This is a genomic window from Flavobacterium piscisymbiosum (assembly GCF_020905295.1).
GTDB lineage: Bacteria > Bacteroidota > Bacteroidia > Flavobacteriales > Flavobacteriaceae > Flavobacterium > Flavobacterium piscisymbiosum.
The window spans coordinates 4,819,055-4,838,542 of sequence record NZ_JAJJMM010000001.1 but is presented as its reverse complement, the minus strand read 5'-3'; the positions used below and the strand labels follow the sequence as shown (position 1 = coordinate 4,838,542).

Sequence of the window (19,488 nt, the reverse complement as noted above, 5' to 3'; positions counted from 1 at the left end):
TTATCATTGTCAGGCTGAGCGAAGTCGAAGCCCACCTTCCAATTGGAGCGCACTTCGACTTCGCTCAGTGTGACAATTGGAATGAAAATTTATGAACTCAATTTTTATCACCAAGCTAAGCTAAAAGATTGAAGTAACGGTACCCAATAAGCAATGATTATTTATTAATCGTGTCAATGATTTTTTCACGGTGACTTAATCCCCAATTCACCAATGTTTCTGTTACCGGAAGTACCGATTTTCCGTATTCAGTAATCGCATAAACTACCGTAATAGGTTTTGTTTGCTGTTCTGTTCTCGAAACGAGCAAATTGGTTTCTAACTCCTTCAATTCCTTGCTTAACATCTTGGCAGAAATGCCATCGATCTCGCGTTGCATTTTTTTAAAATTGATTACCTGATGCGTTCTGTTAGTTAGGAAACGTAGGATCATCAGTTTCCATTTTCCTCCTAAAACATCCAGACTGTCGCGCATAGCCATAAGTTCTTCTGAACAATTGGCTTCGCGAAGCGTTCCGTTATCATTAATTTTTGCCATAGTAGTTTCTTATTGGTAAGCGGTAACCTCGGGTTAACCCATAGCAAAAATAAAGTATTTGTATGGTAATTTTGTAGTATAAAATACGAAATATGAAAGCAGTAGTTTTAGATCAAAATAGAGAATTTACTCTTCAGGAAGTTGATATACCGCAACCAAAAGAGAATGAAGTTCAGGTAAAAATAGCCGCATCTGGTTTTAATCCTGTCGATTACCAAATGACCGAAAATGCTATGGAACGAAAGTTATTGCATTCTCCCATATTAGGCAGGGAATTCTCAGGAATTATATCGGCTGTTGGAGAAAAAGTAACCGATTTTAAAATAGGAGATCCTGTATTTTGTGGTTCAGGAAGTATGGGATCAAATGGTACTTATGCCGAATATATTGCTGTTCCCGCAACAATTGTCATGCATTTACCTCATAATATTTCTTTTGAAGAAGGAGCTTCAATTCCATCAGTTGGATTAACAGCTTTGCAAGCTATAAATAGAATGCAAGCGAATTCATCTGATTCTATTTTTATAACCGGAGCAGCGGGCGGAGTAGGGAATATGTTAATTAAATTATTGATCGAAAGAGGAAATGGCAATCTTGTTGTCACGGCAGGAAACGAAAAAAGTATCGCTTCATTGTTAGACCTTGGCTTAAAGCCAAATCAAATTATCGATTACAGAAAAGATGAGGTTTACGAAACCGCTTTGACTTTAAACGATAACAGGCATTTTGATTTTGCAGTGGATCTGGTGGGGAATGAAATATCCCTTACAGCAGCCAAACTTTTAAAAATAAACGGAACTTATGTAGATGTTACTAATTTTTCTACGCCGGATTCCCGTGAAGTTCTTTTTAGCAGAGGTGCTACAATTCTCAATATCTCCAATTATGCTTTTGGTTTAGAAAAGCAATTTGACTATTATAAAAATGGATTGAATGAATTGAGAGTTTTACTTGAAAACAAATCAATCACGCCACCAACAATTGAAATAGTTGGGAATTTAGACGAGGAAACCGTTTTGAAAGCGCTCAGCATTCTTCGCGAAAACAAAACAAACGGAAAGAAATTAATCATGCAAATCGATCGACTATGAAAACAATTCCAAGAAGGATCGTTACAGGAATACGCAATGGAAAATCAATAATCGAAAAGGATGCAATTGTATCGAATGTTTCAGAACATTTTCCGGGTTTGATTATATCCGATATTTGGTCGACAGATAGTATGCCCGTAAAATTAGAAGAAGAAAAAGTAATCGAAAATACCGCTTTCCCCAATACGCCCAAAAACGGAAGTTATTTTCGCTATGTTCAGATTCCGCCTGACAAGGATCTTGGGATTGTAGCGCCAGAAGGCCAGCCCCATCCTTTGATGCATCAAACCGACACATTAGATTATATCGTAATTCTTTCCGGCGAAATCTGGCTTATTGTTGATGAAGGCGAAACGTTATTGCAAGCGGGAGATATTGTCGTGCAGAGAGGAACCAATCACGCCTGGAGTAATCGATCTGAGTTGCCTTGTATTCAGTTGGCGATATTGTTGGATGCTGCTAAATAAGATTTTCGAAACCTATGGCACACGGATGACACGGATTCGCTTTGCGAAAACGCGGATTCGTGTGGTTTTTTTTTACAAAAGATAGAATATGTGGGGTGTCAGGCTGAGAACGGGCGTTAATAATCTACGTGAAAACTTTGTCAAAGTTCGAAACTTTGACAAAGTTAACTGCATAGTATGTCATCCTGACGCAGGAAGGATCAAACTAGGACTCCGTAAAGTAATTCCGCAGTCTTTGTCGAAACTCTTTGTCGGGCTTCTTGTGTGATCCTTCGTGCCTCAGGATGACAAGATTGTGAGTAGCTATTGCGATTAAAATAAAAAAATCCGCGTAAATCCGCGTTTTCGCGAAGCGAATCCGTATCATCCGCGTAGAATATTCAAGTTAGTTTTGATTATGATGTTCGAATCCCGTTGCGCTCTTCGACTTCGCTTAAAGTGACATCGGTAATTATCTAAGAAGAAGCTTTGTCAAAGTTCGAAACTTTGACAAAGCGATAAAAACAACGAAATCAGCTTAAATCGATTTAAATCTGTGTCATCCGTGTGCCATCAAAAAATCTATTATGAATCCTAATGCCCTAGCCCTGATGGGAGCGGCATCCTTTTTATTTTTTCTTTAAAAATAAAAAGATATAGCGGACAGCAGGAAATAGCTCCTAATTCTTAAAACAGTCTATTAAATTGATAGGGTTAAAAAAGTTTGTGATTTTGCATTGAAATTCAAATTATCTCTTTAAATTTGCCGCAGCAATGAAAAACGATAACCAGAATACCAATTATTATAGCTGCAGCATAATGTGTTGCGCGACTATGCGATGGTATGAACTGGCTTATATATAAAAATAAAATGATTTATTTCTGAAGCCTTTCATAATCTATTGAAAGGCTTTTTGATTTTAAATTTTAGAATTTCAGAAGCGTTAAGTATTTATGTCTGTGGATATAGCAGATTTAATTTGAATTAAAAAAATGATTGAATTAAAAAATGTCACCAAGAATTTTCATCAGAAAAACAGAATTGTTACGGCTTTGTCTGATGTTTCGCTTAAAGTTCCTCCGGGAAAAATATTTGGTGTAATTGGAACTTCGGGAGCTGGAAAAAGTACCTTGATTCGATGTGTAAACTTATTGGAAAGACCAACTTCGGGAGAAATTATAGTAGACAAAAAATCGTTGTTACAATTATCGAATGCCGAATTGGCAATTGAAAGAAGACAAATAGGAATGATTTTTCAGCATTTCAACCTGCTTTCGTCGAGAACGGTTTTTGAAAATGTAGCTTTTCCGTTAGAATTGGTTGGCGCATCTAAGGACGCTATTCGAACTCGTGTTTTTGAGTTGTTGGAATTAGTAGGTTTGGACGAAAAAGCAAATGATTATCCTGCAAGCCTTTCCGGAGGTCAGAAACAAAGGGTTGCGATTGCAAGAACATTGGCGAATAATCCGAAAGTGTTACTTTGTGATGAAGCTACGAGTGCGCTTGATCCTGCAACTACAAGATCGATTTTGAATTTATTGAAGGATATTAACCGTCGTTTAAACATTACGATTTTGTTGATTACACACCAAATGGAAGTCGTAAAATCGATTTGCGATGAGGTTGCGGTAATCAGTCACGGAAAACTGATCGAGCAGGGAAGTGTAGGAGAAATTTTTGCCGATCCTAAACACGAATTAACCAAAGAATTTATTGCTTCGTCCTTGCATTTGGATATTCCGAGAGTATATCAGGAAAGATTGCAAAAGGAAGATGCCGAAGGTTTGAGTCCGTTATTGAGGCTTGAAATGACCGGGAAATCGGTAAATGAACCTGTTATTTCTGAAGTTTCGAGATTGTTTGATACCAACTTTAAAATCGTGAGCGCGCAAATGGATCAGGCCGGTGATGTAAATTTTGGTGTAATGCTGATCGAATTATCGGGCAAACGCGAGAATTACGAAGCTGCAATTGAATATTTTATTTCTAAACATATTAAAACAGAAATCATAGGTTATGTCTGATTCTATTATTACCTTATTATTAAACGGTACCTGGGAAACCATCGTAATGACATTTGTGTCGGGATTTTTTGGTTTTGTATTGGGGCTTCCAACAGGTATTTTGCTTTTCCTTACGAGAAAAAATCAAATTTTGGAGCAACCCGTTTTAAACAGAACTTTATCGGTTTTGGTGAATATTTTTCGTTCGATTCCGTTCATTATATTAATCGTTTGGATGATTCCGTTTACGCGTGCCCTGGTAGGAACTTCTATTGGTGTAAGTGCGGCTTTGGTTCCGTTAAGCATTGGTGCAGCGCCATTTATTGCGAGATTGGTAGAAAATAGTCTTCTTGGTTTGCCTTCAGGATTAATCGAAGCAGCAAGAGCTTTGGGCGCAACACCTTTTCAAATTGTATACAAAGTATTGCTTCCGGAAGCTTTGCCTTCTTTAATAAACGCAGCATCGATTACTTTAATTACGCTTGTAGGTTATTCTGCAATGGGTGGAGCAGTTGGTGCCGGTGGTTTAGGACAAGTAGGATATCAGTACGGATATATTGGTTACGATGCTGTAACGATGAATTCGGTTTTGGCGTTATTAGTACTTTTGGTATTTGTGATTCAGTTTGCGGGTGACTTTTTATCAAAACGATTTGATCACAGATAAATGCTTTGAGATTACTTTGAGGTTACTTTGAGATTTTACCGCAAAGCACGCAAAGTTTTTTTTTAGAATATCGTAAATTTTGTGAGAAGGTTAAGTTCGCAAAGCTTTGCGAACTTAAGTTGTGCTAGCAAAACTTAAAACTTAACGAACTCTGCGAAAAAACTTTGCGTTCTTTGCGGTAAAAAAACACATTAAAATCCTTGCACACGTTACGGTTAAATTCTAGACAACAGATAGATTTGAATTAAAAAATAAGAATTAAAAATTAAAAAATAAAAGAATGAATACGAACTTAAATTTTCTAAAAGTAGTCGGAATTATTGCCTTGACACTTTCATTGGCAAATTGTGGCAAAGCCAAAAACAACGATCCGCACCATATAAAAGTGGGTGTTGCAACAGGACCGGAATATAAAGTCGCAGAAGCAGCTAAAAAAGTAGCAAAAGAAAAATACGGACTTGAGGTAGAGCTGATTTCTTTTAATGATTATGTAATTCCAAACGAAGCTTTGAGCCAGGGAGATATTGATGCAAATGCTTTTCAGCACAAACCTTATCTTGACGAACAATCGAAACAACGCGGATACAAGTTGGCGATTATTGGTAAAACATTTATTTACCCTATCGCAGCGTATTCTAAAAAGATAAAAAGTCTTGCAGATTTGAAAGACGAAAGCACCATTATTATCCCGAATGATCCAACAAACGGAGGACGTTCGTTATTACTTTTGGAGAAAAACGGATTGCTAAAACTGAAAGCCGGAATTGGTTTATTACCTAAAGTAACAGATATTGTAAGTAATCCTAAAAAACTTAAAATATTAGAATTAGAAGCGCCTCAGTTGCCAAGATCTCTTGATGATGCAAACGTAACTATTGCGATTATCAACAATACTTTTGCTTCTCAGGCGGGATTAGTTCCTTCGCGTGATGCATTGTTTGTTGAGGATAAAGATTCTCCTTATGTAAATTTGGTAGTAAGTCGTGAGAATAATAAAAACGAAGAAAAAGTAAAACAGTTTTTACAAGCTTTTCAATCTCCAGAAGTTGAAGCAGCAGCTCTTAAAGAATTTAAAGGCGGAGCTGTAAAAGGTTGGTAATACTTTTAATAAAATTTGAAAAAGCGATAAATCATTTTGGTTTATCGCTTTTTTGTTTAGAGTTATTTTATTGGGATAAAAATAAAATTAAAGAGTTATATTTAAGCTACTAATATTACTTTTAAAATTAAATCGACCAATAAACATTCTAATTGATTCATTTTCAATTGTCATTATTGAGCTAAAAATCCATCTCATGAATTTTCAAATAAAAAAAATTATAGCTTCATTTTTAGTTTTATTCGGACTAACAATTGCGCAGGCACAACAAAAAGATAGCGCATCAAAGTGTCGTTACATTAAAACTTCTACCGGATATTTAATGGTTCTACGGGAAGGTGATAATGTTATCGAATCTATCGAAAAACTCGTCAAAGAAGAAAAACTGTCTTCGGGAAACTTTACCGGAATTGGCTTTGCGCAAGAGGTAACTTTTGGTTTTTATGATTTTAATCTAAAGAAATTTAATCCTAAAACCTTCAATAAAGTTGAAATGGGAAGTATTACTGGTTCTATTGCCTGGAATGGAGAAAAACCATCACTGCACATTCACGGAGTCGCAACCGATGACCAGTTTAATGCATTTGGCGGGCACATTCTTGCCTTAAAAGTTGGGACAGGATCTATGGAAGTTTACATTACATTAAACAATGAAAAACTGGAACGAAAAATCGAGCAGCCTCTAAATGCTAATGTTTTGCAATTGCCCTGTATAAAATAAAAATTTTTTAATGGGAAAGAGAGATTGATTTATGCAAGAATTAAAAAAGCAAACGCCCCTTTAATTCTTGCCAAATCATTTGATTTAATCAATCTGTATGCTTTCGATTGCTTTTTTCATCGCGTTTTCTTTTACGACAGGAACTTTAAGTCCTTCAGCACGGAAGGCTGTAAGATCAGTCATGCCAAGAAAACCCAGAAAAGATTTTAAATAAGGAACGACGAAATCGTTGGCTTTGCCTGGTCCTTCAGAATATATACCACCGGAAGTCATGGCTACATATACTTTTTTGCCTGTTACTTTTCCAACAGGACCATTTTCGCCATAGCCAAAAGTTATTCCGGCTCTGGTAATATGATCAATCCATGATTTTAGAGATGAGGGTATAGTAAAATTATAAAGTGGTGCACCAATTACAATAATATCAGCTGCCAATAACTGTTTTACAACCTGATTAGAAAATGCAATAGATTCCTGATCTTTTTGTGTCAACTGATCTTCGGGAATAAAAAAAGCACGAAGCGTATCAGGATTGAGATGGGGAATTTCGGTATCGACCAAATTTAATTCTTCGACGGTACTGCCCGGATATTTATCCTGTATTTTTTCGACAATTGTTTTGCCAAGTTTAATGCTGTATGATTCGTTGCCTTGTATACTTGAAATTAAATGCAGTATCTGTTTCATAAGGAAAAATTTTAAATTTTATATAAAGCAAAACTACAATTAACAGCTATGCAAAAGTGAGTACTTACCCAAAGGAAAGCGGTTACTTTTAGGAAAGTCTCTATCTTTGCGGTATGAAAACAATTGAAGATGAAATACTTCCAACAAAGGAAGCATGCGCCGGGTCACTAAAGAACATACTGGATGCACTGTATGTTTTAAACGGAAAATGGAAGATAGCCTTGATACTAAGTCTTATACAATCGCCCAAACGTTTTAATGAAATTCAGAAAGAGATTACCGGAATTTCACCCAAAGTTTTAGCCAACGAGCTCAAGGATTTAGAACTGAATGACTTTGTGAAACGAAATGTATATCCAACAACTCCCGTTAGTATCATTTACGAAGCAACTGATTATAGCCGAAGTTTAAAGAGTGTAATCCGTGAATTGAGTAATTGGGGCGAACAGCATCGGGAAAGAATTAAGGAAAGTATGCGTAAATCTTAATTAGCTAAAATCTCAGTTTCTTTTTACTTATTTTAAAAATTTTGGATTGATCTTGAATTGATATGTTCAAAAAGAATATCAAATTTTGTTCCTAGTTTTTTCTTAAGTCTTTGTTTTGATTTTTTTACCGCATCTGGCGTAATACCTAATAATTCGGCAATTTCGTTGTTGTTGAAATTTAGTTTTTGTAACAATAAAATTCTTTTACTAGAATCTGTAATCTCAGGAAAATCATTTTGTAATAATTGATAAAATTCAGGATATTCTTTTTGAAATTCTCTCTTAAACGTATTCCAGTTGTTCTCAGTCATTAAATGAGATTCCAGCAAAGTACTCAGTTTTTTATTTTCTTTTTCAAGATAGTGAGATGATGATTGTTTTATTTGGTCAATCTCACTTTTTAGTTTCTTGATCTGAATGTTTTTATCTTTTAAATAATCGACCTGAGCGTTCAAGTTTTCATGTGCTTCGGTTAGTTTATGTTCTGTTTTTATTTTTTCTAATTCTAATAAAGTAACTTTTTGATTGTATAGTAATTGCCTGTTTTTTAATTGTTTTTTGAAGTTTAAAAATATAAAGACTGCCAAAATAAATGCCAGAATAATTACAACAGCATAAATGTTTTTCATTGCAGATTCATGCTTGACCTCGTTTGCAGTCCTGTTTATATTTTGTTGGAATTTTGTTTTCTGAATTATCCAATTAGCATTATTTATCGCAATATCACCATCTTTGTTTTTTAGAGAATCTTCTAAAACAAGCATTCTTCTTCTGAGCTCTAATTCATTATCGGTCTTATTTTGTTGTTTTAAAATATCTAATTTAAGTTTGATAATTTGCAGTTCTGATTTTTTGAAATAGGATTTCGAATCGGCAATTTTTTTGGCTTTCATCAAGATAGCTTCTGCCTGATCAAGATTATTATTTTTTAAGTACAATTCTGCCAAAAGAATAGAAGCATACATTGTATTCTGGTTACTTTGTTCCTTTTCTGAAATTTGAATATCTTCTTTCAATAGAGAAATTGCTGCTTGCAAATCGCCTTTTTTTTCTTTTATAAGAGCCAGATTACCTAAAGCTTTTGCATATCGAATTTCATCATGTATTTGTTTTGCCAGCACAGTCGTTTTATTAAAATAAGATTCGGCTGCTTTGTCATTTCCCATTCGGAAATAGTTCAACCCAATATTATCAATTATCGAAGCGTATTCGGTAGTTTTTATTGGAGTGTATTTTTTGGCAAGATTCAGGTAATATAATGATTCTGGATAATCTTCAAGGGTTTGCAGGATCCAGCCAATTTTCTTGAAAGTTTCTCCAGGAAGAATAATTTCAGTGTCAGGCAGTTTTTTAATTTTATCAATTACTTGCAGCAATCTTGGTGTCATGCTTGTATAATCCCTGTAAAGATAGAGATAGCTGATGTAGTTAAGTTGTGCCCAGATTTCAAGAGACAAATCTTTTTGTACAACAGCACTTTTTATAGATTGTAAATAATAAAAATTACTTTTTGAATTGGTGGTATTATAAAAATCACTGTATCCGTTAGCGAGCAAACCCTCGTAAACAGATCTGTATTCTTTTGATTTGCTTAAAGGTTCAAGATATTTTTTTAATGAAGCGGTATCACTTTCAAAAGATTTTTGTTGAACAAGAAGTGTCTCGATGTTGTCAATTTTACCTGGTTTAGACGGAATCTGTAATGGAACGTTTTGGGATTTTACTTGTACAATAAAAAGCAATAAAAGGACACAATATGATTTTTTAAAAAGCATTACGTTTTTATCAGTGGTTATCAAATTTGGTGCGTAAAAATAGTAAAAAAAATCTATTACTTTTTACAACGCAATTTGTAAAGTATTGGTTTTAATGGTTTTTTGAATAAAAATGTCCCTTATTTGTCCCCCTTTGATACTGTTAAAAGTATAATGTGTGAATTACATTTGTCAACAGCTCCATAAGTATTTATTGTCCGCTTCATTTGTAAATGAATATACCTTCTGATTTATACTTTAATACTACCACTATTAAATTCTGATTCAATACATGAAAAAAAAACTACTTTTCTTCCTCTTATTATTTAGTGTGTTTAAACTTCAAAGCCAAATTACTGCCGGCTATTTAAGTGATGTTACAGAGCCTTGGTTCGTCCCAGGAAATATCAATGCGATGAATTCAGTTTACGGAACTGACTGGACGCAATATAATTATGATACCGTAAATGCAACAGCACTTTTTGATTCTAACAGAAGGTTTATCTGGATAGATGGGAGTGAGTATAACACTAGTAAAATGACAGCTTTTTTGGCTGCAAATAATGTAATAATCGAAAACTGGGTTAATGCCGGTGGTACTTTACTTATAAATACAGCAACAAACGAAGTTTTCTCACCTTACAATGTAGGTTTTGGAATCACTAGTACAAGAGTACTTTTTCCTAATGCATCACCAGCAGATCCTTCCGATTCTTTTTTTACTTTATCACCATATTTGCCTATTACGACTCCTATATATACAGGAGGTTATTTTGCACATAATTTTTTTTTAGGCCCGGGATTAGAAAAAAAAATAACTTCTTCGACAGGAGAAATACTATTAGCAGAAAAAAAAGTAGGAGGAGGATTGGTGCGTTTTTCAGGACTTACAACTTCTTTGTTTGAAAATACTCAATGGGCACCTAAACCTGAAATAATGAATTTATTGTACAGGATGATAAGTAAAGTTTCTGAAGGGCCTTTTATTACACTAATTAATCCGGTAGCAATTGCTTGTAGCAGAGAATCTGGATCTGTGCAATTTAAGATTGGTGATAAAGAAACATTACCATCTAATCTCATAATATCTATATCTTCATCAAATCAGGGAGTTATTCCAAATGCTAGTTTTGTCTTACTCGGTACAGGTGATACACGTACTCTTAATTTTACAAGTAGAGCCATTGGTACTTCAACTATTACTATTGCTGTAATTGATCAAAATTCGAATTCCGCTTTTACAAATTTTATTGTAACTGTCAAGGACACAGAAGTTCCGGTAGTACAAACACAAAATATAACGGTTCAGCTTGATGCTTTAGGGAAAGCAACTATAACCGAGTCTCAAATCAATAATGGTTCAACGGATAATTGTGCGATTGACAAAATCACTTTAGATAAAAAAACTTTTGATTGTTCGAATGTTGGAGCAAATACAGTAAGGCTAACCGTTTTGGATATCAACGGAAATTCAGATTCAAAATCCGCAGTAGTTACTGTAGAAGATAAAGTAAAACCAATAGTTGTCACGCAAGATATTACCGTTCAGCTCGATGCATCAGGAAAAGCAACTATAACCGAGTCTCAAATCGATAATGGTTCAACAGATAATTGCGCTATTGCGACAATAACTTTAGATAAGAAAGATTTTGATTGTGCCAATATTGGAGATAACACCGTAACGCTTACTGTTACGGATGTCAACGGAAATTCAGATTCAAAAACCGCAACAGTCACAGTTGAAGACAAAGTAAAACCAATAGTGTTTACGCAGAATATCACAATTCAGCTTGATGCTTTTGGAAATGCTGTTATAACTGAGGCAGAAATCGATAATGGTTCAACTGATAATTGCACTATTGCGACAATAACTTTAGATAAGAAAGATTTTGATTGTACTAATATTGGAGCAAATACGGTAACACTTACAGTTACGGATGTCAACGGAAATTCAGATTCAAAAACCGCAACAGTCACAGTTGAAGATAAAGTAAAACCAATAGTAGTTACGCAGAATATCACAATTCAGCTTGATGCTTCAGGAAAAGCAACGATAACTGCAGCAGAAATCAATAATGGCTCAACTGATAATTGTGGTATTGCTACAATGACTTTGGATAAAAAAGATTTTAATTGTTCGAATATTGGAGCCAATACTGTAACGCTAACTGTTTTAGATGTCAACGGAAATTCAGATTCCAAAACGGCAACAGTAACAGTTGAAGATCAATTAAAACCAATTGTTATAACTCAGAATATCACAGTACAATTAGACGCTTTAGGAAAAGCAACTATAAGTGTAACAGAAATCGATAATGGTTCATCTGATAATTGTACGATTGATAAAATAACTTTAGATAAAACAGATTTTGATTGTTCGAATGTTGGAGCCAATACCGTAACACTTACAGTTTTAGATGTTAATGGAAATTCAGATTCCAAAACCGCAACAGTTACAATTGAAGATAAAGTAAAACCAATAGTAGTTACGCAGAACATTACCGTTCAATTGGATGCTTTAGGAAAAGCAGCTATTACGGTGACAGAAATCGATAATGGCTCAACCGATAATTGTACGATTGATAAAATCACTTTAGACAAAACAGATTTTAATTGTTCGAATGTTGGAGCGAATACTGTGACGCTAACCGTTTTAGATGTCAACGGAAATTCAGATTCAAAAACAGCAACAGTTACGATCGAAGACAAAATAAAACCAATAGTGATAACGCAGAATATCACAGTACAATTAGATGCTTTAGGAAAAGCAACTATAACTGAATCTCAAATTGATAATGGTTCAACTGATAATTGTACTATTGATAAAATAACTTTAGATAAAACAGATTTTGATTGTACAAATGTTGGAGCCAATACTGTAACGCTAACCGTTTTAGATGTTAATGGAAATTCAGATTCAAAAACCGCAATAGTTACAATTGAAGATCAATTAAAACCAATAGTGGTTACGCAGAACATTACAATTCAATTAGATGCTTTAGGAAAAGCAACTATAAGTGTAACAGAAATAGATAATGGCTCATCTGATAATTGTGCGATTGATAAAATCACTTTAGACAAAACGGATTTTGATTGTTCGAATGTTGGAGCGAATACTGTAACGCTAACCGTTTTGGATGTCAACGGAAATTCAGATTCAAAAACCGCAACAGTTACAGTTGAGGATAAAATAAAACCAATTGTTATAACACAGAACATTACTATTCAATTGGATGCTTTAGGAAAAGCAATTATAACTGAATCTCAAATCGATAATGGTTCAACTGATAATTGCGCTATTGATAAAATCACTTTAGACAAAACAGATTTTGATTGTTCGAATGTTGGAGCAAATACCGTAACACTTACAGTTTTAGATGTTAATGGAAATTCAGATTCAAAAACCGCAACAGTTACAGTTGAAGATCAATTAAAACCAATAGTGGTAACACAGAACATTACTATTCAATTGGATGCTTTAGGAAAAGCAACTATAACCCCGGCAGAAATCGATAATGGCTCAACCGATAATTGCGCTATTGATAAAATGAATTTAGACAAGACAGATTTTGATTGTTCGAATGTTGGAGCGAATACGGTAACGTTAACCGTTTTGGATGTCAACGGAAATTCAGATTCAAAAACGGCAATAGTTACAGTTGAAGATCAACTAAAACCAATAATTGTAACACAGAATATCACAGTAGAATTAGATGCTTTAGGAAAAGCAACTATAACCGAATCTCAAATTGATAATGGCTCAACTGATAATTGTGAGATCGCTACCATGACTTTAGACAAAACCACTTTCGATTGTTCGAATATTGGTGATAATAATGTAACACTTAACCTAACAGATAAAAGTGGAAATTCAACGTCCGGAACTGCTGTCGTAACTGTTAAAGATTTGATCGCCCCAACTGTTATAACCCAAAATATAACAGTTCAACTCGATACTACAGGAAATACAGTACTAAATCCGGCGCTGATAAATAACGGTTCAACTGATAATTGTGGTATTGCTGCGATAACGTTAGATAAAACTACTTTTGATTGTTCAAACATTGGAGACAATACAGTAACATTAACTGTTATTGATGTTAACGGAAATTCGGCTTCAAAAACGGCAACGGTAAAAGTCGAAGACCAATTAAAACCTATCGTGATCACTCAGAATATAACTGCCGATCTGGACGCTTCTGGAAATGCCGTAATAACCGCTGCAGAAATCAATAATGGCTCAACAGATAATTGCGCGATAGATAAAATAGAAATCAATAAAACATCTTTTAATTGTTCGAATATTGGCCTCAATACCGTGACACTGACGGTTACGGATGTCAATGGAAATTCAGCTTCAAAAAATGCGACCGTTACCGTTCGGGATAAAATAAATCCAATAGTTGTAACTCAGAATATTACCGTTCAGCTGGATTTTTCAGGCACTTCTACAATCACTGCGGACCAAATCAATAATGGTTCAACGGATAACTGCGCTATCGATCAATTAACTTTAGACAAAACCACATTTAATTGTGATAATCTGGGAGATAATATTGTGACGCTAACAGTAAAAGATACAAGTGGTAATTTGTCTTCAGCAACGGCAACAGTAACCGTTCTTCCTCTTTCGCCGCCAGTATTTTCGAATTTAACACAAGAGTTTTGCGCAATCGAAAATCCTGTTATATCGAGCATAGCGGTAAACAGTGCTTATATAAAATGGTTTAAAGACGCTTCATCTTCTCAGACATTATCGGCTAATACAGATTTAACCAGCGGCATCTATTATGCTGCCAATTATAACGGAAGTTGTTACAGCGATCGTATTGCTGTTACTATTATTGTAAATGATGCTTTGGCACCAACAGGAAATGCAATACAGTTTATGTGTAAAGAAAAAGAAGCAACCGTAACTGATCTTATCACAAACGAAGAAGAAGTTTTATGGTATGAAACCGCCACAGGAGGTTTTGCATTAGGATCTACGACACTTCTGGAAGACAATCACAAGTACTATGCATCCTACATAGGAGCAGAATGCGAAAGTTCTAAAAGACTCGAAGTACAAGTTGTTTTTCGCTATTGCGATGTTAAAGTGTACAATGGAATCTCCGCAAATGGAGACGGAAAGAATGATTATTTTGCTATAGAAGGAGCGACAACTTTCGCGGATAATAAGCTCGAAATTTTTAATAGTTGGGGCAGTTTAGTTTTCGAAACAGCCAACTACGGAAACGAAGAAAATCTATTTAGAGGCGTTGCAAACAAAGGATTAGGCAGCGGAAAAGGATTACTTCCCTTCGGCACTTATTATTATGTTTTTAGTTTCACCAATCATGATAATAAAAGGGTAACAAAAACAGGCTTTTTACACCTAAATCCTTAATCTACAAACCAACTATTACAAATGAAATTCAATATTATAGCCACTCTGTTATTTACATTCACTTTGTTTTCTGCAAAAGCGCAGCAAGATGCACAATTTTCAGATTACAAGCTCAATATGTCGAGTTTTAATCCCGCTTTTGCCGGTTTTTTCGACGGAAGTGTTTTACTAATTCACCGTACACAATTTGCCGGTTTTGATGGCGCTCCGGAAACACAAAATCTTAATATTAATATTCCCATAGATCTTAATATGGGAGCCGGATTTAATGTTACCAATCAAAAGCTGGGAGTAACCCAGGACGTTATTATTACCGGAGATTATTCGTACACTATTTATACAGATGAACTGAATATGTTAAGTTTTGGACTTAAAGCAGGTTTGAGTATCCTTGACATCGATTATAGCCGCCTTGATCTTAATAATCCTGACGATTTAAGCTTTCAGAATAACATCGAAAATCAGGTAACTCCAAGAATAGGAGTGGGGCTTTTGTTCAATACTCCCAATTGGTTTATTGGTTTATCTGTGCCTAATTTTATTAAGGAAAGTTATAATCCAACCATAAAAACATCGACAATTACCACTAAGCCTCAAATTTATTTTACAACGGGTTATCAGACTCGTATAAATGATGATTTGTTATTTAAACCTTCGATATTAGCAAAAGCAGTCGAAAACGCACCATTGGCAATAGATTTCGCCCTTAATTTTGAATTCAGGGAAAAGTTTAGGCTCGGAGCTTCCTACAGATGGAATTCGGCCATTACCGGAATGATGGGAGTTAATCTTCTGCAAGATTTTCAGGCAGGTTATGCATACGATTACAACATCAACGGATTGGGAAAATATGCACCCTCATCGCATCAGTTTTACATTAAATACATTTTTAAACAATCTAAAAATATCCGCAGGGAATGTAGTTGCAGTTTTACTGATCCAACTAATAATCTTGGTTTTTAATTTTTTGGCTACTGAATTATATTAAAAGTTAAGTCACAATAAAAGTTAAACTTTGAAGCATTACCCTTTCTTTTTTTAACGTATGAATAGCTTTATTTATCATATATTAACTTTTGTGTTCCATAAGGTTTCAGTAAATTTATGATATCAAATTATAAATATATTCTTATGAAAGCAGTACGATATTATGGGCACAAAGATGTTAGAATTATAAATGACTTAGAAAAACCGAAACCTTCAGGTGATGAAGTATTATTAAAGATTGGCGGAGCAGGAGTTTGCCATTCGGACCTACATATAATCGATGAAGGAACCGTTTCCGGATCAACATTTACGTTAGGACATGAAAATGCAGGATGGGTAGAAGAAGTAGGACAAGATGTAAAAGGTTTTAAAAAAGGAGATGCAGTTTTAGTATACGGTCCGTGGGGATGCGGACATTGTAAGCCCTGCCAGCATTCAAACGAAAATTATTGTGATCATCAATCAGAACAAGCTTACGGTGGAGGATTAGGTTTAAACGGAGGAATGGCAGATTATATGTTAGTACCTTCATCCCGTTTATTAGTACCTATTCATGATTTAGATCCTGTAATTGCTGCTCCTTTAACAGATGCGGCATTAACACCATATTCTGCTATAAAACGCTCGTTGCATAAATTGATGCCAGATGAATATGTGGTGGTTATTGGAGTTGGAGGACTAGGACATGTAGCGCTGCAGATTTTATCTGAAATGTGCGGATCGACCATCATCGCTTGCGATATAACTCCCGAAAGACTAGAATTTGCAAAACAACTTGGGGCAACTTATGCAGTAAATTCTACGGATAAAGATGCTGCAGAACAAATCAAAAAAATTACAGGAATCAAAAAAGCAAAGGTAGTTCTTGATTTTGTTGGTGCTACTTCTACAATAGATTTGGGAACCAAAATAATTGGTTTAGACGGAGATTTAACAATTGTTGGTTTAGGCGGAGGAAAATTCGAATATAATATGAATGGATTACCTTTTGGCGTAAGTATGACAAATCCTTATTGGGGATCCAGAACAGAACTAATGGAAGTAATTGGACTGGCGATACAAAAGAAAATTCATATTGAAATTGAAAAATATAATTTAGATCAGGCACTTGAAGTTTATGACAAATTACGACAAGGAAAAATTAAAGGGCGCGCGGTTTTAATTCCTTAATTTAAAATACGAAACATTTTGTTATTTTACAAAAACGAAAGCGCTGAATCATTACATCCAGCGCTTTTTCTATATAACAATTTGAATTAGTAAAAAACAATTTAATCTTCTGCGGAAGCTTTTTTCTTTCCTTCAATATTTGGAAGAAAGGTGGTCAAAATTCCTATCAAAGGCAGAAACGCACAAACTTTAAAAACATATTCTATACTTGTAGCATCAGCTAATTTTCCTAATATAGCAGAACCTAATCCGCCCATACCAAAAGCCAATCCAAAGAAAAGACCCGCAATAAGACCCACTTTTCCAGGTACAAGTTCTGTGGCATAAACCAAAATTGCGGAGAAAGCTGATGAGATAATTAAACCAATAATTACAGATAAAACGCCTGTCCAGAAAAGAGAAACATAAGGCAATAACAATGTAAAAGGTGCAACACCTAATATTGAAATCCAGATAATATATTTTCGACCAAAACGATCTCCTAAAGCTCCGCCAAACAATGTTCCGGCAGCAACGGCACCAAGAAAAGCAAAAAGATAAATTTGTGATTCCTGTACAGATACATGAAATTTATCAATCAGGTAAAAAGTATAATAACTAGTCATACTGGCCATATAAAAGTATTTTGAAAAAATCAATACCAGCAAAATACCCAACGAAAAAATTACTTTTTGTTTTGAAAGTGAATGATGAACTTCTTCAGCTACAGCCGATTTATTTTTAGCTTTAAGGTTCAAATGTTCCTGATACCATTTCGCAACTCCCGAAAGAATAATGATTCCCACCGCGGCTGCAATACAAAACCAGATAATATTAAACTGTCCGTAAGGCACTACAATAATAGCTGCAAGCAAAGGCCCGATGGCACTTCCTGCATTTCCTCCTAATTGAAAAATAGATTGCGCCAATCCTCTTTTTCCTCCGGAAGCCATATGTGCAACCCTCGAAGCTTCTGGATGAAATATAGAAGAACCAACACCAATTAAACTAACAGCAAGTAAGATATTTACAAAACTTGAAGCCACTGCAACAGCCGCCAACCCTAAAAGTGTAAAAACCATTGCAACGGCTAACGAATATGGACGTGGTCTTTTATCAGTATAAAATCCAACGAAAGGCTGTAAAATAGATGCCGTAAGTTGATAAGTCAGCGTAATTAAACCAATTTCGCTAAAAGTCAAGTGAAATTTATCTTTTATAATAGGATAAACCGCAGGAACCACAGCCTGAAGCATATCATTAATAAAATGCGTTAAGCTAATAGTAAATAAAATAGAGAAAACAGTTTGTTGGGCCAACTGCTTCGAATGGGTAATAGTATTTGTTTTCATAATGAATAAAAAAAAATCAGATCATCTGATGAATTTGGGTAAAAAATTAGTAATTAGTATGTCCTGTTATTTTGGCAACGGTATTCCATGTTTTTTTGGGATCTTTTGCAATGATATTTTTTAAAAGCTGTTCGTGTATTGCGTATGTATCCTGAAATATTTTAGTGTTTGGATAGATTCTAAGAAACTCCTTTTTTAAATGTTTCGATACAGATTTATATAAATCGGCCAGAATTTCATTTTTTGAAGCTTGAGCAATCGCGATATGAAATTGAATATCAGCCTCTACACATTCTTCGAGTAAACCTTCATTGGCAGTTTTCATTCTGTCAGCCAAATGCTGTTTCATCGCAATGATATCATCTTCGGTTCTGTTGATGGCCGCTTTTTCAGCAATTTTCAATTCTAATAATTGTCGTACTTCGTCTAAATCCTCAAGACTTGCACGCTTCAATCGCTGATCCATAGGTTCCTGTATGCTGGTCACTTCCTGAACAAAAGTACCAACTCCTTGCTGAATCCGGAGCAAACCTGAATTGGCGAGTAGCTTCATCGCTTCTCTTATCGACGATCTTCCAACACCAAAACTTTTCATCAATTCTGCTTCAATAGGCAATTTCTCATTGATCTTATACTGACCAAGCGATATTTGCTCCTGTAATTTTGAAGCAACTTCTTCTGCGAGAGATTTTTTATTGATTAATGCCATAATTGAGTTATCATATCATCTGATGATTGCAAATGTATAAAAATATTTTAAATAACAGCAAAGAACTTAATTTTTTTACCGCAAGGCACGCTAAGAATTACGCAAAGTTCGCAAAGCTTAAGCAAAGATTGACAGATTAAAAATTTGTGAAAATTTGTGACTCGAGCGATAGCGAACAGGCGAAGCAAATTTGCGGTTAAAAAAAATATAAACTTTGCGCCCTTGCGCCTTTGCGAGATTATTACAGCCCATTAAAAAAATCCTTGCGTGCTTTGCGGTAAAATAAAAACTTTGCAGTAAAATATAAGCCTTCCAATTAATTATGTAAATTTTCCTATAAATTATATAACAGTGTTTATTTTATATTTAAGATTTTTGATCTATTCTAATATAAAAATCCCAAAACT

General features: G+C 34.8%; 15 protein-coding genes. 10 read left to right on the top strand and 5 right to left on the bottom strand.

Features of this window, described 5'->3' with window-relative positions; genetic code table 11:
* Positions 1 to 157: 157 nt before the first annotated feature.
* Positions 158 to 538 carry a winged helix-turn-helix transcriptional regulator gene (locus LNP81_RS20815; RefSeq protein ID WP_230039168.1) on the bottom strand — a complete coding sequence of 127 codons (381 nt, stop codon included), beginning with the start codon at positions 536 to 538 and terminating at the stop codon, positions 158 to 160.
* 92 nt (positions 539 to 630) lie between these two features.
* On the opposite strand from LNP81_RS20815, the gene LNP81_RS20810 reads away from it, so the two are divergent.
* The 6 genes from LNP81_RS20810 (at position 631) to LNP81_RS20785 (ending at position 6,566) form a co-directional block, all read left to right on the top strand.
* Positions 631 to 1,629 carry an NADP-dependent oxidoreductase gene (locus LNP81_RS20810; protein ID WP_230039166.1) on the top strand — a complete coding sequence of 333 codons (999 nt, stop codon included), beginning with the start codon at positions 631 to 633 and terminating at the stop codon, positions 1,627 to 1,629.
* Positions 1,626 to 2,096: a cupin domain-containing protein gene (locus LNP81_RS20805; RefSeq protein ID WP_230039164.1), complete on the top strand. Its 471-nt coding sequence runs from the start codon at positions 1,626 to 1,628 to the stop codon at positions 2,094 to 2,096. The genes LNP81_RS20810 and LNP81_RS20805 overlap by 4 nt, the downstream gene beginning before the upstream one ends.
* 972 nt (positions 2,097 to 3,068) lie before the next feature.
* A complete protein-coding gene (gene metN, locus LNP81_RS20800) occupies positions 3,069 to 4,100 on the top strand; it encodes a methionine ABC transporter ATP-binding protein MetN (protein ID WP_230039162.1) in 1,032 nt (343 codons plus the stop codon).
* Positions 4,093 to 4,746, top strand: coding sequence for a methionine ABC transporter permease MetI (metI, locus tag LNP81_RS20795; RefSeq protein WP_230039160.1), 654 nt, complete (start codon positions 4,093 to 4,095; stop codon positions 4,744 to 4,746). The genes metN and metI overlap by 8 nt, the downstream gene beginning before the upstream one ends.
* Positions 4,747 to 5,026: 280 nt before the next feature.
* Positions 5,027 to 5,845 (top strand): methionine ABC transporter substrate-binding lipoprotein MetQ, encoded by an 819-nt coding sequence (metQ, locus tag LNP81_RS20790; protein WP_230039158.1) that lies wholly within the window; start codon positions 5,027 to 5,029, stop codon positions 5,843 to 5,845.
* 196 nt (positions 5,846 to 6,041) lie between these two features.
* A complete protein-coding gene (locus LNP81_RS20785) occupies positions 6,042 to 6,566 on the top strand; it encodes a PPC domain-containing DNA-binding protein (protein WP_230039156.1) in 525 nt (174 codons plus the stop codon).
* Positions 6,567 to 6,650: 84 nt separating this feature from the next.
* On the opposite strand, the gene LNP81_RS20780 is transcribed toward LNP81_RS20785, so the two are convergent.
* Positions 6,651 to 7,253, bottom strand: a complete 603-nt coding sequence (locus LNP81_RS20780; RefSeq protein WP_230039154.1) for an FMN-dependent NADH-azoreductase — start codon at positions 7,251 to 7,253, stop codon at positions 6,651 to 6,653.
* Positions 7,254 to 7,366: 113 nt separating this feature from the next.
* On the opposite strand from LNP81_RS20780, the gene LNP81_RS20775 reads away from it, so the two are divergent.
* Entirely contained in the window at positions 7,367 to 7,741 is a 375-nt protein-coding gene (locus LNP81_RS20775; RefSeq protein WP_230039152.1) for a winged helix-turn-helix transcriptional regulator, read from the top strand.
* Positions 7,742 to 7,773: 32 nt separating this feature from the next.
* On the opposite strand, the gene LNP81_RS20770 is transcribed toward LNP81_RS20775, so the two are convergent.
* Positions 7,774 to 9,516: a tetratricopeptide repeat protein gene (locus tag LNP81_RS20770; RefSeq protein ID WP_230039150.1), complete on the bottom strand. Its 1,743-nt coding sequence runs from the start codon at positions 9,514 to 9,516 to the stop codon at positions 7,774 to 7,776.
* A gap of 271 nt (positions 9,517 to 9,787) precedes the next feature.
* On the opposite strand from LNP81_RS20770, the gene LNP81_RS20765 reads away from it, so the two are divergent.
* The 3 genes from LNP81_RS20765 (at position 9,788) to LNP81_RS20755 (ending at position 17,041) form a co-directional block, all read left to right on the top strand.
* Positions 9,788 to 14,884 carry a T9SS type B sorting domain-containing protein gene (locus tag LNP81_RS20765; protein WP_230039148.1) on the top strand — a complete coding sequence of 1,699 codons (5,097 nt, stop codon included), beginning with the start codon at positions 9,788 to 9,790 and terminating at the stop codon, positions 14,882 to 14,884.
* A 21-nt stretch (positions 14,885 to 14,905) separates the two neighbouring features.
* Positions 14,906 to 15,847 carry a PorP/SprF family type IX secretion system membrane protein gene (locus tag LNP81_RS20760; RefSeq protein ID WP_230039146.1) on the top strand — a complete coding sequence of 314 codons (942 nt, stop codon included), beginning with the start codon at positions 14,906 to 14,908 and terminating at the stop codon, positions 15,845 to 15,847.
* Between the two features lie 168 nt (positions 15,848 to 16,015).
* Positions 16,016 to 17,041 carry an NAD(P)-dependent alcohol dehydrogenase gene (locus tag LNP81_RS20755; protein ID WP_230039144.1) on the top strand — a complete coding sequence of 342 codons (1,026 nt, stop codon included), beginning with the start codon at positions 16,016 to 16,018 and terminating at the stop codon, positions 17,039 to 17,041.
* A gap of 101 nt (positions 17,042 to 17,142) precedes the next feature.
* Here the strand turns inward: LNP81_RS20755 and LNP81_RS20750 are convergent, their stop codons facing one another.
* Together LNP81_RS20750 and LNP81_RS20745 are read right to left on the bottom strand one after the other, a co-directional pair.
* Positions 17,143 to 18,372, bottom strand: a complete 1,230-nt coding sequence (locus LNP81_RS20750) for an MFS transporter (RefSeq protein ID WP_230039142.1) — start codon at positions 18,370 to 18,372, stop codon at positions 17,143 to 17,145.
* Positions 18,373 to 18,418: 46 nt separating this feature from the next.
* Positions 18,419 to 19,081: a FadR/GntR family transcriptional regulator gene (locus LNP81_RS20745; protein ID WP_230039140.1), complete on the bottom strand. Its 663-nt coding sequence runs from the start codon at positions 19,079 to 19,081 to the stop codon at positions 18,419 to 18,421.
* Between the last annotated feature and the right edge of the window lie 407 nt (positions 19,082 to 19,488).